Annotated in this window: 9 protein-coding genes and 1 pseudogene; 5 read left to right on the plus strand and 5 right to left on the minus strand. The window is 36.0% G+C overall.

Translation table 11 applies throughout. The features are described from left to right. Positions 1-521: 521 nt before the first annotated feature. A pseudogene (locus LEP1GSC049_RS2000000227315) lies at positions 522-3843 on the plus strand (efflux RND transporter permease subunit). A gap of 589 nt (positions 3844-4432) precedes the next feature. Here LEP1GSC049_RS2000000227315 and LEP1GSC049_RS221895 read toward each other — a convergent pair. From LEP1GSC049_RS221895 to LEP1GSC049_RS221875, 5 genes are all read right to left on the minus strand, one after another. Further along, on the minus strand, positions 4433-6085 hold the full coding sequence (locus LEP1GSC049_RS221895) for an outer membrane beta-barrel protein (RefSeq protein ID WP_004763203.1): 1653 nt from the start codon (positions 6083-6085) through the stop codon (positions 4433-4435). Between the two features lie 978 nt (positions 6086-7063). Beyond that, complete coding sequence (locus LEP1GSC049_RS221890) at positions 7064-8362, minus strand: CCA tRNA nucleotidyltransferase (protein WP_016560524.1); 1299 nt, start codon at positions 8360-8362, stop codon at positions 7064-7066. Next, entirely contained in the window at positions 8355-8759 is a 405-nt protein-coding gene (locus LEP1GSC049_RS221885; RefSeq protein ID WP_004782643.1) for a hypothetical protein, read from the minus strand. Before LEP1GSC049_RS221885 ends, LEP1GSC049_RS221890 begins: the two co-directional genes overlap by 8 nt. 327 nt (positions 8760-9086) lie before the next feature. Further along, on the minus strand, positions 9087-9476 hold the full coding sequence (locus LEP1GSC049_RS221880; RefSeq protein ID WP_004756080.1) for a ribonuclease HI family protein: 390 nt from the start codon (positions 9474-9476) through the stop codon (positions 9087-9089). After that, entirely contained in the window at positions 9473-9790 is a 318-nt protein-coding gene (locus LEP1GSC049_RS221875; RefSeq protein WP_004758631.1) for a hypothetical protein, read from the minus strand. Before LEP1GSC049_RS221875 ends, LEP1GSC049_RS221880 begins: the two co-directional genes overlap by 4 nt. Before the next feature lie 351 nt (positions 9791-10141). On the opposite strand from LEP1GSC049_RS221875, the gene LEP1GSC049_RS221870 reads away from it, so the two are divergent. The 4 genes from LEP1GSC049_RS221870 to LEP1GSC049_RS221855 are packed head-to-tail and all read left to right on the plus strand — an operon-like array spanning position 10142 to position 14708. Continuing rightward, on the plus strand, positions 10142-10915 hold the full coding sequence (locus LEP1GSC049_RS221870) for an arginyltransferase (protein WP_004763169.1): 774 nt from the start codon (positions 10142-10144) through the stop codon (positions 10913-10915). 60 nt (positions 10916-10975) lie between these two features. Next, a complete protein-coding gene (locus LEP1GSC049_RS221865; protein ID WP_004755953.1) occupies positions 10976-11704 on the plus strand; it encodes an SDR family NAD(P)-dependent oxidoreductase in 729 nt (242 codons plus the stop codon). Between the two features lie 19 nt (positions 11705-11723). Beyond that, positions 11724-13226, plus strand: a complete 1503-nt coding sequence (locus LEP1GSC049_RS221860) for an FAD-binding oxidoreductase (RefSeq protein ID WP_016560486.1) — start codon at positions 11724-11726, stop codon at positions 13224-13226. Further along, positions 13227-14708 carry a glycosyltransferase family 39 protein gene (locus LEP1GSC049_RS221855; RefSeq protein WP_004758911.1) on the plus strand — a complete coding sequence of 494 codons (1482 nt, stop codon included), beginning with the start codon at positions 13227-13229 and terminating at the stop codon, positions 14706-14708. It begins immediately after the preceding gene. Positions 14709-14721 lie beyond the last annotated feature (13 nt).

Raw genomic sequence — 14721 nt, forward strand, 5'->3', positions numbered from 1 at the left:
GTTATAAAAAATGCTTGCACTTCTTTTAAATCCACGCATTTTCCACAAACAATTTTAGATAACAGAGTTCACCCTAAAATTTTTAGACATTTCTTTGGATGAAATGTTAATAAACGTGAATTTAGTGTTAGAAAATGAGAAAGAATTTTCTAAAAGTATGAGTTCCTACAATTTTGGAATTTATCCGTAAAGTTTAGATCCCAATTTTTTGAAGAAAAAATGAATCATAGATGAGCTCACATATAAAATAAAGTGCACCGTATTTTGGGCTCAAATTGGTTTTTGTAACAAAGATTTTCGGTATTCTAATATGTAATTCTGAGTAATAAATGTATTGACAAATACATTTTTAAGTTTTGTTCGTTGGGTTTTAAACAAAGACTTTAGGAAATTGTATCGTTTAGCGTATTAAAATTTACGAATTTTATAGAAAATCTCTCATTTATGAACTGGACTGGAATTCAATTTTTCGTCTTTAAGATAAAAAACCGCAAATTATTCCTAGACAAGGAATTGAACTCATGATCAGAAATTTACTCGAAGGGGTGATGCGTTTTCGTGTCGCTACTTTGGTCGCTTTCGTCGGCGCAGTTATTTTCGGAATTTGGGCTTGGATTGATATTAGAAAAGAGGCATATTCTGATATTGCAGATACACAGGTCCGTTTGATCGCTAAATTTCCCGGTAAGGCTGCGGTGGAAGTAGAAGAAAGGGTTACAATTCCGATTGAAAGGGTTTTGAACGCAATTCCTAAAGTTGCAGTTAGAAGGTCTAGAACAATCAACGGTCTTGTAGTTTTTCAATTTGTGTTTGAAGACGGGACCGACGATTACTTTGCAAGGACTAGGCTTCTCGAAAGGGTAAGGGACGCGGATATTCCCGCAGAAGTGGAACCGGCTCTTGGTCCTATGAGTTCTCCTGTCGGTGAAATTTATAGATACGTGGTGGAGTCGAAAGCCAATCATACTCCGATGGAGCTTAGGACGATTCAAGATTGGAACATCATGCCTAAGATGCTTTCGATTCCTGGAATCGCGGACGTGGTTACGTTTGGAGGTTTACCAAAACAATTTCATGTGGTTACAACTCCAGATCGTTTGATTCGTTATAAACTTACGATAGAAGATGTGATCAACGCGATTCGAAAAAATAATCTGAATACCGGAGGAAATCTATTATTACAAGGAGAACAAGGATTTCCGATTCGATCTTTAGGAGCGATTCGTACTCCGGAACATATAGAAAAGATAGTAGTAAAAACGGAAAACGGAGTTCCCGTTTTTATACGAGATTTAGGAAGTGTTGAAATTTCACATCCGATCCCGAGTGGAGTTTTAGGTTATACGATTCAAAACGATCAGGAAGGACTTATCGATGTAGATTCTTCCGTACAAGGACTTGTAGCGATTCGCCGCTGGGGTGATCCAAACATTATGGGAGATAGAATTCGCGCCAAAGTAAAAGAGATCAACGAAAACTATCTTCCCGATGGAGTCCAGATTAGAAATACCTATGATAGAACGGATCTAGTGAATTATACCTTAAGGACGATTGGTAAAACTTTAGTAGAAGGTGTGGTAGTAGTCAGTTTAGTTCTGATTTTTTTTATCGGAAGTATCAAGGCATCTATGGTTGTGGTGGCTACCATTCCGTTTGCGATGTTGTTTGCTTTTTTATTGATGAATATCACAGGTATTCCCGCCAGCTTACTATCGTTAGGTGCTATTGATTTTGGGATCATCGTAGACGGAGCCGTAGTGATGGTTGAAAACGTTATGCGACGTTATCGGGACGCTTCTCCTACGGATAAAAAAAAAAGGAATTGTTCGTTTTACGGTGGATGCCGCGTCAGAAGTTGGAACAGAAATCATATTTTCCATTTTAATCATCATACTAGCTTACCTCCCTATCTTTTCTTTTGAAAGAATCGAAGGAAGACTTTTTAAACCTATGGCGTTTACGATTTCTTTTGCGATTTTAGGAGCGTTAATTTTTTCTATGACCGCGATTCCTGTATTGATGTCATATATCTATCGCAATTATTTCGAATCTCAGAATCCGGGGCCGATCGAATGGCATAATCCATTTTACGATTGGATAGAAAGGAAATACGAAAGACTAATCGAGTATCTTGTAGAAAGGTCCAAGCGAGTCGTGGTGATTTGTTTTTCGATTGTTGGAACTTTGTTGGTAGCAGGAGGATTATCTCTCGGAACCGAGTTTTTACCTGAGATGGATGAGGGTGGATTCAATCTTAGAATTTTCTTTCCAGTTGGAATTTCTCTGCCGGAATCTAGAAAGTTTATTCCAAAAATTAGAGAAATGATTTATAGAAATGAACAAGTGAATGTGGTTCTTTCTCAGTTGGGAAGAAACGACGACGGAACCGATCCGTTGCCACCGAATCGTTTAGAAGTTTTAGTAAGTTTGAAAGATTACAACGATTGGAAGGAAAAAATCACCAAACAAGAGTTACTCATTCGGATGAGAAATGATCTGGAAGCTGGATTACCAGGAGCGAGGGTAAGTTTTTCTCAACCGATCATGGATAACCTTTCTGAAGCGATTATGGGAACGATTGCGGATTTGGCTGTGTTCGTATCTGGAAACGATCTGAAGGTTATGAGACAAATTGCTTTAGAAATTTTAGAAATTGTTAAGGATATGAAAGGAGCGAGTGAATTTGGGATCGAACAAGAAGCGGATAGTCCTCAATTGACCGTTCGAATTGATCGAGAGGCAGCCGCACGTTACGGAATTAATGTGAATGATATTCAGCAAATGGTGGAAGCCGCGATAGGAATGCAAAGGATCGATACTCTTTACGAGGGTCCTTCCGATGTTCCTCCTAAAACTCCAGCACGTTTTGGGATCGTAGTACGTTTTTCTAAGGACTATAGAAGTTCTAAAAGAGCGATTGAGAATATACCGATCATTTCTCCAAAAGGAGAAAGAATTCCGCTTTCTGAACTTGCAAAGATTAGTTTAGAAGACGGACCAACGATGATCTTTCGTCAGGAAGGAAGAAGAACGGTGACTGTTCGAACTAACATACGAGGCAGAGATCAAGGTGGTTTTGTAGCGGAATTAAGACAAAGAGTTCAGAAAAAAATAAAACTGCCGGAGGGATATGAAATTCGTTATGGAGGTCAGTATGAAAATCTTGCAAGAGTGGGAACGAGGCTTGCCATTGTAATCCCTCTTACTGTAGGAATCATATTCGGAGTTTTATATCTACTTTATAGAAATCTAAAATATGTTTATGTAGCTCTTGCTTGTATTCCTCTGTCTCTTGTTGGCGGAATCTACGCCCTTTTGATGAGAGGATATTATTTTAACGTATCCGGTGGGGTAGGTTTTATTTCACTTTTTGGAATCGCTACCATGGCAGGAGTTCTTTTTGTATCTAGAACCAATCACTTACTACACGAAGACGACGAAATCAGTGTAAGAGAAGCAGTGAAAAAGGCGGCTGTGATTCAACTTAGGCCGATGCTTATGACTATACTTTTGGCTCTTTTAGGATTGATTCCAGCTACGCTTGCATCGGGTGTTGGCTCTGATGTACAAAGACCACTCGCCACTGTAATTGTAGGAGGTCTTTTTTCAGCTTTATTGTTGGTTCTCACTGTACTTCCTTCTTTATATCTGATCTTAGTAGGAGAAAGAGATTACGTTCCTAAAAGACAAAACTTGGAGTCGTATTCTTATCTGGATCAATATCCATTAGAAGAATATGAAAGTGAGGAATTAGATATATCAACGGAAACTAAAATTTCTTCTAATTTACAAAAAGAAAAGAAAACTTCTGATAAAAAGACAAAGAAGAAAAAGAAATCTTAAAGGTCTACGTGTTTGTATAAAAATTAGAAATGATTTTTTTAAAATAACGTGAGTTTGGCGTAAGGAACTCACAATTCTGAAAAAAGCTGGAATCTAAACTTTATAGATCGATTCCTTAAATGTAGGAATTACCACAGTTAAAAAAATAGAATTTTATAATAGTTGAATCTGTCGTATTCAAGTGTGGGAACTATTACAAAACTTAGGCTTGTCTGTAAAATGATGTGGGAACTATTATAAAATCACGATTTTACGAAAGAATTCTAAAATTGTTAGAAGTTCATATTTTTAGAAAAATTTTATTCATTTTTTTATACCGAACTCAGGTTAAAATTCCGGTAAAAGTTTTAGAATGAAATTAGATTTCAGAATTTTTAAAAAAATGTGTGATCAGTTTGTATATTTATTTTTTTGTAATAACGAACTTTTATAAAACGGATTTATTACATCGAATTCATTTAAACTTTTCATCGGATCCATGTTTTAAAAAAGCCGAACAAAATTTACGAAAATCTTTTATTTCTCTATAAAATAAACAAAGCGTCCTCTTTTCAAAGACGCTTTGTTTTAACCCAAAGTAGCTTTTGTTTTAGAATTTTGCTACGATACCTAAGGTCATACCGTATTGATGATCCGTTTTATCACCTTTTTGATCTACGAATTGTTTTCCAGTTGCCCAGTCTCTACGAAGATCGAGTTTGATTAATAAGTTTTCGGTAAAGTTCCAAACGGGTGTAACCGTAAAGGTTTTGTATTGACCCGCGTTTCTGGTTCCACCGTAATTTTTATAATCGTCACTCATCATTTCAAGAACTTGTTCTTTAGTAATTCCTAATGGACCAAAGTTTGGGTCTGCCGCTAAACTTGCAACAACTGCGTCTGCAATTGCCGCATCCGTGAGTTTTTTAAATTCACTCAAGTAGGCATTGGGTCCCATAAACGGATTGAAAGTGGTCAAAGCGCCGTTATTATGTTTATCGTCTATGTATTCTGCACGGACGTTTACTCCCCAACTTTCGTTGATTTTGAATTTAGCAAAAATACCGTAGGCTTTGTAAGTAGTTTTCAAATCTCGTTTATTATTCAATCCCCAGAAAAGAGTGTCTTTGTTAAAAACTTCCGCACCATTTGCATTTACGTTATATCGTCTTTGATCTAAACTGTTATTAGCAAGGGCTCCTGATTTTTCACTCCAAGTATAATCTAGGTCGATCGTGATTTTATCGGTTGGAGTTATGGAAAGAATTGCGTGATTCATAAACCAATAGTCTTTGTTGTATTTTGCCCTGGCGGGATTAGTAACGTTGTAGTTTGCTATGTTTGGATCTCCCCAAGCGTTTGATAACTCCGTAGCTGTAGCCGCTTTAGAAGGATCGACTCGAGCGTAGGCTCCGTCGCTGGAATAGAGAGTATTCCAGGTTATAGAAAGTTTATCTTCGATTAGCTGGCCTTTGATCTGTGTTCCAATTGCCTTTCTTTCTGTCTGACCTTCCACAAAATAACTTTTTCCGGCCGCATTACCGCTGTAAGCTGGATCCGTAATTACGTTGAAAGGAGCAGTTGTTGCGGTTGCAGGGGAATTGTAACCAGTACCAGCTCCACTATTATATACGTAAAAAGTTCCAGCCCATTTATCTGTGAACTGAGTGGTCAAACGAGCACCCGTATGAATAAATGGGATCGTGTTTTGGAAAATTGCCCCGATGGAATAATTAGGATTGCTCATGGATTCGAGCACCTCGTAACCGATATGAGTCGCCATCTTACCTACATCCAAAGTCATTCCCTTTAAAACTGGGAAATACAAACTTACGTATGCTTGTTTTAGCATATTATAATTATAGATACTGTTGCTTTGAGAATAAGGTGCTTCTTGAAAGGCGTTGTTTTGGCCGTTTTGAATGTCGATTCGAAAACCCCAAGGAGAACTTTTTTCAGCCGCTTTTTGTATGGTAAGAGCTACTGCGTTTACTGCAAAGTTCTTGTTGCTGGTTTCGAAAGCTCTGGTTGAATCAACATCGTTGCCTTGTTTCGGATTGAGATTATACATGTAATACACGTCTGCAAATCCCGAAAATTCAACTTGATCATACCATTTTTTTTCTTCCAGTTCGATCGTTTGGGAAGGGGGTGCGGGAGCAACCGTATCTGTCGCCGGTTTCTTTCCAGTTTGAGAAAGCAATTGGAAAGAAACCAACAGACAAAAAACAGAAGCAACGAGGTTTATTGTTTTTATTCTCATCATTCTCCTAAATCTCCTATGCTCACACTATGCAAAATGTATGCCAGAGCTTAAAATTTAGAATTTAGCTTAAAAAAAGAGATAATTTAAAGCGAATAAATAAATTTTGTGCTTATAAAATAGAAACAACATTACAAATTATGCTTTATTTATGATCATTTGCTGAATATTTGAGCTAGAATGAGTTGCTTTTTTATGATTGAGTTTTTTGGATTTTTGTTTTTTTAGGAACATAATACGGAATTTTTAGTAAAAGAAATTCTGTAAGAGTTCCCACATTGGATTTTACTGAAATTTATTTTCAAAGAAACCTTTTGTGAGGTTCCTTTATTTGGGTTTGTAGGAACGATATTTTTTAGTAAAAGAAAACTCTGTAAGAGTTCCCACATTGGATTTTATAAACAGATAATTTTATAATCGTATTGATGATTTATTTTATTCATCCCTATAAAATCGAGTATCTAAGTGTTTATCCCAAAGTACAGTTTCAAGTAAGTTCAATAGAATCCGATTGAAATGTAGTGAACTTAGCAGAAATGCTTTTTCAAATTCAGCGTTTTGCTCTCTGAACTCAATACATTGCTCCCTGAGCGCCGATCCTTTAGAGAGGTATGCGTTTGAGTTTTCCGGGGCGTTTGACGGATCGCGTTTTATAATAAATTGTAACTGAATACAAAATATCGTATTAAGTTTCTTTTATGTAATTTATTGGCTGGAGCTAAATAGCGCGGTCCAGCAACACGGGATTTGATCCGGTTTTCTTACGTTGAGTTTACATTATTGAAGTGTAAACTACTTTAATTGGGTTCTTTATTATGTAGTTCCGAGTAAGAACAAATTCTAAAATTGTAGGAATTCATACTTTTAGAAAATTAGAGTTGTTGAAAAATAAATTCTCCACCTGTTTCCGTTGTATTGAAACAAGTTTTGCGGATCTCCACTATGGAGTTTTTCAATAACTCTATTTTTTCTGCCTATTTATTTTGGAAGTAGAGGAATCAAAGAATCTTTTCGGTTTGCTTCCGGATTTTCGAGCACAAAAGAAAGAAGTTTTCCAAGGACAGAACCGATTTCTTTGGGAGGAATATTTGGACAAACCTCAAGAATATCCTCTCCTCTAAGAGCCAATTCGGTAACTAAAAGGGCTTGTGGTTGTGATAATAGATCTAATATTTTATGAAAATTGAAAACGGATTTTAGAGTCGGTTCGTAAATATATGCAATATTTAGAATATGTTCAATTACGGTTTTAAGATTTTCTCTTCCGGAGTAAACACAAACCGGATGTAATAAAATTTTTCTGATTTCCGAATCGGTCAATGTAGAGTGATTTTTATGGTTTAACAAAACGGAAATGGTATCCGAGAAAAAGATAGATTCCTTCGTATTTTGATTGGAGTAACGTAAATCTTTCATAAACTGTTTTGCAGAATTTCGGTCTTGAAAGTTTCCAAACAACCAAGCTTGTAAAAAAGAAAGTCTGAGACTGGGAGGAAACGTCGGAACTTCTTGGATTTTATTTTCTACGATTTTATTTTCTATTGGATAGAGTTTGAGTTTTGTAAACAATTCTAAAATTCCGAATTCCTTAAATAATTTTAAAGAAGGGGTAGGATTTTTACTTCTTAGAATTTTATTCAGTTCGTCGTGAACTCTTTCTCTGGAAACCTTTGCGGTTACATTTTTGCAAAGAAAAATCGCCTTGGCGGTGTTAGGTTCTAAATGAAAACCTAGGCTACTTACGAAACGGATCGCTCGAATCGGCCTAAGTCCGTCTTCGGTAAATCTTTCGATCGGATTTCCGATTGTTCGGATGATTTGGTTTTGAATGTCTGAAATACCGAAGTGTTGGTCTATGAGAATTTTCGTTTCTAAATCGAAGGCGAGTGCATTCATAGTGAAATCCCTTCGTTTTAAATCTTCACTTAATGAAACTCCAAATTCCACCATCTCCGGTCTTCTTCCGTCTAAATAGTCCGTGTCCTTTCGAAAAGTTGTAATTTCGTAGGCGCGATCTTGTATCAGAACGGTTACCGTTCCATGTTTGATTCCGGTGGGAATGGTTCTTTTGAATAAAGAAAGAATTTTCTCGGGTAAAAGAGAGGTGGTGAGATCAAATTCTTTTGGAACTTTAGAAAGTACTAAATCTCGTACGGAACCTCCTACCAGATAACATTCTCCGCCTTCTTTGCGAATGGTTTGTGTAATATGAAGTAAATCTTCCAGAAAAATTTTAGGAATTTTTTGAATCAATAAAACTGGATCTACGTTAGTCATTTTGAATCATTTTTTTCCAGAGATTTCCGTATCGACTTTTTAAAGTTTGATCGTTTTCAAGAATGGTATCGATTTTCTTTTTCCATTCTGGATCTACTGTGATCTGACTGAAGGGAAGTTCGATTTTTTCGGAAAGGATTTTATCGATTTCATAAGTAGTCTTTTCCGTTGCGAGTTCACAAAGTTTTTTTGTATCTTGTGTTTCTTTTTCGGAAAGGCAGAGTAAAAGCATCTCTTCGAATTTTTCCTCTTTTTGTAGAGTAAGTAGTTTATCCTTTAGGGATTGTCCACAATGAAAGATCGGATAAAATAAAACTATATAAACCAACAACGTTTTTACCCAAAGAAAAAACGTCTGTTTGAATTTGTTTTTTGTTTTAAAACGAAAGTTTATCAAGAATTTCTCCTAAAACTTTTTTAATGTAAGAGTTCCCACAGATTAAGTCTCTTACGGTGGATTATATCTTTTTAAATCATTTATTCGTTGTTATATCCGTATGAGTTCCCACATTTATTACTCGGACGTATGAAAATAATACGATTCTTAAGTCTGTTTCAAACTTAAAATGTGGGATCTCGCACAAAAAAAACAACGATTTCAAGTTAGATATAATTTTTTGAGTCTTTGTAAAATTGCTCATTCATTTTCTGGTACTATTTTCATACGTTTGAGTCGTAAGGACCAGATAAATTCCAAACCATACTTCAATTTCAAAGTAGTTTTTTATTTTCGAAAGGCTTCGTTTGCGAGTTTATCTGCGACCGAATTTTTTTCGCGAGGAACATGGGTGATCTGGAAACTTTGTAAGGAAGAAATGAGTTTGTCCACTTCCTTTTTATATTCTAAAAGATTGGGATGTTTTACTTTGTATTTTCCATTTACCTGTTTGACTACAAGTTCAGAATCCATGTAAGCGTGAATAGAATCGAACTTCCTGGAAATACATTCTTCGATGCCCCTTTTTAAGGCGCTCCACTCCGCTACGTTATTCGTTGTTTCCCCGATCCGTTCGGAGATTTTAAATTCTTCCTTTTCATGAACGTATGCCACGACTCCGATCGAGGACGGACCTGGATTTCCTTTCGAAGCTCCATCACAGAAAATAGTGATCAAGAATTTTTTTCTCCTCGAAATAGATTGATCAAAACTTGAATCGGCTTCCAGAGAATCATATAAACGATCAGTAAACCAACTTTTAAGATCCCGCTGAAAAAAATTAAAATCCATTCTAAAATCAGATTCGTAAAAAAATAAAACGTCTCCGGTTGAACCAAAGTAAATACGAAAGAAACAAGTCCAAGCCCTAATAGAATAAATTGTAGGATTGTGTTTCCGATGAAAAAAGAAATCAGACTTACGATTGTAAAAAATAAAGAGATACGAAGACCTCTTTTTTTTATTTCGAAGTTATTAAGTAGTTTGTACATCTGAGAGAGTTTTTATTCCTTAGATTCAAGATTATCTCTATATAAAAAAGTACCCAATCCTTTGTATTCAAACAAAACTTTACATAAAACACGGTACTCGATTTTATAGAGATCAGCAATTCTAATCTACATCCTGTATTGATCCGTTGAACAATTCAACTGATAATAACTTACTTTGTTTTTCAAAAAAACTTGGACTAATTTTAAGAATCAGTTTTATCATTCTTTAGATGAGGTTCTACAACGTAGAAGATCAGCTTCTAAAAAACCATCTTGAAAATGGGCGTCCTTTTCGTCGAGTTTTCCCTAAAAAACTTTACGAGTTCAATACGATCTGTCATCCTTTCCTGAATGATTCAGAATAAACTTCAAAACTTTGTAGATACTCTTCCTATCAGTCCTGAGAAAAGTTGTTCTTATTATTCGGATCGTTTGAGTCAGATTCAATACTTTCCTTTTCCGGAAGAAATTTCAAAAGAAGTTTTGCAGTTTTTTTTCGATTCCGGTTTTAGAAGAAACGGAAACGTTCTTTATCGTACGTCTTGTTACGGTTGTAAAGATTGTCTGAGTTATCGGATTCCTTTGGATCGGTTTGTTCTCAGTCGAAATCGTAAAAAGTTACTAAAAAAAAATTTGGATCTTAAGATTTCTTTTGGATCTCCCAATTTGACTTCTGAGAAAGAAATTCTTTACCTTCGTTACCAAAGATCTAGGTATCAAAATTTTGTAATTCAAGAATCCGATCAGGAACTTTTAGAAGGAATGCGTTGGAATCTTTTTGAATATACGGAAAACTCTTTAGAGATGAATTTATCGTTAGATGGAAAGATTCTTTGTTTTATGATTTTAGATTTTGCTTCCGATTCACTTTCCGCGGTATATTCCGTCTATGATCCGGATTATCCGGATAGAAGTTTGGGAAGTTTTGCTATTCTTTCTTCTATTCTTTATGCAAAGGAATTGGGAATGAAATACTTTCATCTGGGTTATTTTCTTCCCGGTCATCCTAATATGGATTATAAAAAATATTGGATCCCTGCACAAATTCGGGAACCGGTTCCTAATGAAAATCGTTGGATTGAAACAGAAGAGTTTCAAAAAAGATATTCTGACTTTTCTTGGTAAGAATTTTCTACCTTTAAATCATACTTGTCAGTTCCGTTTATTCCCGTAGAACGGACTGATATGGCAAAAAAAATCATCGTAGTAGGCGCGTCTAGCGGGATCGGAAAAGAATTAGCTACTCTACTTTTAGAACAGGGACACACAGTCACTCTTGTGGCTCGTAGAGATAAGGAGTTAAAGTCTATCTCGGCATCCGGGAAGACGAATGCATTTGTAATTAAACACGATGTCACAAACTTTGATCAGGCAGAAGCTGCGTTTCAAAAAGCGGTCAAGTCCATGAAAGGTTTAGATGAAATCTATTATGCTTCTGGTATTATGCACAATATCAAACCGGATGAGTTCGATGTAGAAAAAGATATTTCTATGTTGAACACTAATCTTTTAGGATGTGTAGCGTGGCTCAATCCGGCAGCGAATTTTTTTCAAAAACAAAAAAGCGGAAAGATCATAGGAATTTCTTCTATTGCGGGAGATCGTGGTAGAAGAGGAAATCCGGTTTACAATACTTCTAAAGCGGGAATGAACACATATCTAGAAGCTCTTAGAAATCGTCTTGCGGTGTTAGGCGTTCAAGTACTTACCGTAAAACCAGGTTTTATAGATACTGCCATGACAAAAGGTATGAAGGGACTTTTTTGGCTGATCTCCGCAAAGGAAGCCGCGGAGATCATTTTGAAAGCGGTGGATTCCGGAAAAGAAAATATTTATGTTCCGGCTCGTTGGGGGCTTGTAGGTTTGATTATCCGTTGTATCCCTTCTTTTATTTTTAGACGTCTTTCCATTTGATGATTGAAAAGGTAATATTATGGCAACTTTATCCAAGGCCAAAACTTCTCCTAAAAAGAAAACTTCCGCAAAAACTTTGAAAGTTAAGAATATAAAAAAAGTTCCGATTGAAATTCAACTCCCGGAACCTACCAAAGTAGAAGCTTGGGGGATGAATCATCATTCTATCTCTCCGGTTCTTTTTCCGGAAAAGGAAGAGGATTTTAAAAATATATTTTCTTATGCGAATCAAAAAGAACTCAAATTGACTTTTCGGGGAGGAGGTTGTAGTTACGGGGATGCAGCCACCAATACGAAAGGTGCGGTGATCGATATTTCTAAGTATAATCGAATTTTGGAATTCGATTCTAAAAATGGAATTATCAAAGCGGAATCCGGAACTACGATCAAACAACTTTGGGAATTTGGAATCGAAAAAGGTTATTGGCCTCCCGTCGTGAGTGGAACCATGTTTCCCACGTTAGGCGGGGCTTTGTCTATGAACATTCACGGAAAGAACAATTTTGCCGTGGGTCCGATTGGTGATCACGTTCTAGAATTTACGTTTATGACTCCGGACGGTAAGGTTCATATTTGTTCCCGTAAAAAAAATCAGGAATTATTTTTTGCTGCGATTTCCGGCTTCGGAATGTTAGGCGTTTTTTTAACGGTTACGATTCAATTAAAACGTATCTACGCTGGAAAGATGAAGGTATGGCCCGTTGTCAGCGCAAACCTTCAAGATATGTTTGATTATTTCGAAAAGGAATATAAAAATTCAGATTATCTTGTGGGTTGGGTGGATGCTTTTGCCTCTGGAAATTCTCTCGGAAGAGGTTTAATTCATAAAGCGATTCATTTAAAAAAAGGAGAGGACCCGGATTTTCCTGAAAATTGTAAATTAGAAAAACAGAATTTACCTAGTACTTTCTTAGGAGTGGTTCCAAAAGCTTGGATGTGGATGTTTATGCTTCCATTTGCCAATAATTTAGGAATGAGGTTTGTCAACTTTGCAAAATTTATCTCCGGTTATTTGACAAATAACAAACCGTATCTACAGGGTCACGCGGAATATGCATTTTTATTGGATTACGTTCCGAACTGGAAATTTATGTATAAACCAGGTTCTATGATCCAGTATCAAAGTTTTATTCCCAAGGAAAATGCAGTGGATGCGTTCTCTGAAATTTTACGGATCTGTCAGAAAAGGGGGATCGTAACTTGGCTTGCAGTATTCAAAAAACATAAACCAGATTCGTTTCTTTTAACACACGCGTTAGACGGTTATTCAATGGCAATGGATTTTCCGGTAACTTCTATAAATCGAAAAAAACTCTGGGAGCTTGCAGGAGAGTTAGACGAAACCGTTTTGAAATTCGGTGGTAAGTTCTATTTTGCGAAAGACAGTACTCTGAGACCGGAAATTGTACAAAGGGCATTTCCAAAAAAGAATTTGGAAACATTTCATTCTTTAAAAAAGAAACTAGATCCAAAAGGAATTTTGGAAACAGACCTCTACAGAAGAATTATGGGAATTTGGTAATTGGTGTTCGGTTTGAGTTCGTTCTTGGCGGAAATCAAAAAGAATAAAGATCTTAAGATTTTTCTTTTTGTATTTACGTTAGGCGCTTTCTTTAGACTTTTTCGTTTGGATTTACAAAGTCCCTGGGAAGACGAACTATTTTCGATCCGGGCTTCTTCTGCAACTTCTTTAAACGATCTTTGGAATTGGATGAAGGACGATCCTCACCCACCTTTGTATCAAACTCTCTTGTATTTTTGGTTTCAATTTTTACAGCCGACTGTTTTTGTAGGCAGGTTATTGAGTGCAATTTCCGGCCTTTTGGTGCCACTTGCGTTTTACGTTTTTGCGCCTGTGGAACTCAAAGAAAGAATCAGAGTTTCCGTTTCCGCTTTATTGAGTTTGTCTACGGGGCTCATTTATTATTCCCAAGAGTTAAGATCCTATAGTCTTTTGGTTTTGTTTTGTACGATTCAACTGGCTTTTGTTTTAAAATTGGTTTATGGAAAAGAAAAAAATCTTAAATTATGTTTAAGTTTATTAGGAATTTCTTTATTAGCTTCTTATACTCATTTTTTCGGATTTATTTGGTCGGCTTCTATTTTTTTAGGAATGTTTATAGAGGAACTGATTTTCGAAAGGAAATTTCCTAAGGAGTTTTTCTTTTTCGGAATTTCTTTCGGTTTGTTGTTTTTACCAGTGTTTTATCTATTATTCAATTCGGATAAGATAGGAATCGCCTCTTGGATACCGGAGGCTGGGGCGACTGCGTTTATCGTGTTTTTCGATTTGATCTTTCATTCAGGAATTCTAAAGAAGTTTATTCCTGGAATTGTGGCTTCTGTGGCTTTGTTCGTGGGATTTGTTTCTATTTATTTTCAAAGAAATTCTACGGAAACGAAAATGGAGGTTTTAGATTTCGCTCATAAAAAATCTGTAATATTATTTGGGATCGTTCTTACCATTTTTTCTATTGTACTTTGTATTCTTTCTTCAATTCAGCCATTGATCACGGCTAGAAATCTTTTGGTTACGGCGCCGGTTTTATACTTCTTGATTGCAACTGCATTTTCTGTTTTTCCGATTTATAAGGGAAGAAGACTCGAATTTGTCCTTATTCTAATTTCTTTTGTATCTTTGTATTATTTTACTCGTTATTATTATAAGCCGTACAAGGAACAATGGAGAGAAAGTTCTCAGTATATTATTTCTACTGTTGTAGAACACCCAAAAGATTTTACCCTTCTTTGTTCTTCTCATGCTTATAACATGGAATACTTTCTAAAAACTGCAAAGATTACCGGTCTTGTTCCCAGACTTTATACTAAAGAAGAAGTAAATCTTTTTCTTCAGGATTCTTCTAAAAAGAATTTAGTGATCTTAGAAACTTCTTGGAAGTATTTGAATTATGAAGAATTGGAATCATTATTTGCGCGTAGTAACATTGATCGAAAGGATCAATCGTTTTACGGGATGAGAGTCGTTACGATTCGTAAAAAGTAAATTCCGGAATTTT

Source organism: Leptospira kirschneri serovar Cynopteri str. 3522 CT, from assembly GCF_000243695.2.
GTDB lineage: Bacteria > Spirochaetota > Leptospiria > Leptospirales > Leptospiraceae > Leptospira > Leptospira kirschneri.

Coding starts and splice junctions, on each gene's coding strand:
- LEP1GSC049_RS221895 (WP_004763203.1), bottom strand. CDS start 6,085: ATGAGAATAAAAACAATAAACCTCGTTGCTTCTGTTTTTTGTCTGTTG.
- LEP1GSC049_RS221890 (WP_016560524.1), bottom strand. CDS start 8,362: ATGACTAACGTAGATCCAGTTTTATTGATTCAAAAAATTCCTAAAATT.
- LEP1GSC049_RS221875 (WP_004758631.1), bottom strand. CDS start 9,790: ATGTACAAACTACTTAATAACTTCGAAATAAAAAAAAGAGGTCTTCGT.
- LEP1GSC049_RS221870 (WP_004763169.1), top strand. CDS start 10,142: ATGATTCAGAATAAACTTCAAAACTTTGTAGATACTCTTCCTATCAGT.
- LEP1GSC049_RS221865 (WP_004755953.1), top strand. CDS start 10,976: ATGGCAAAAAAAATCATCGTAGTAGGCGCGTCTAGCGGGATCGGAAAA.
- LEP1GSC049_RS221860 (WP_016560486.1), top strand. CDS start 11,724: ATGGCAACTTTATCCAAGGCCAAAACTTCTCCTAAAAAGAAAACTTCC.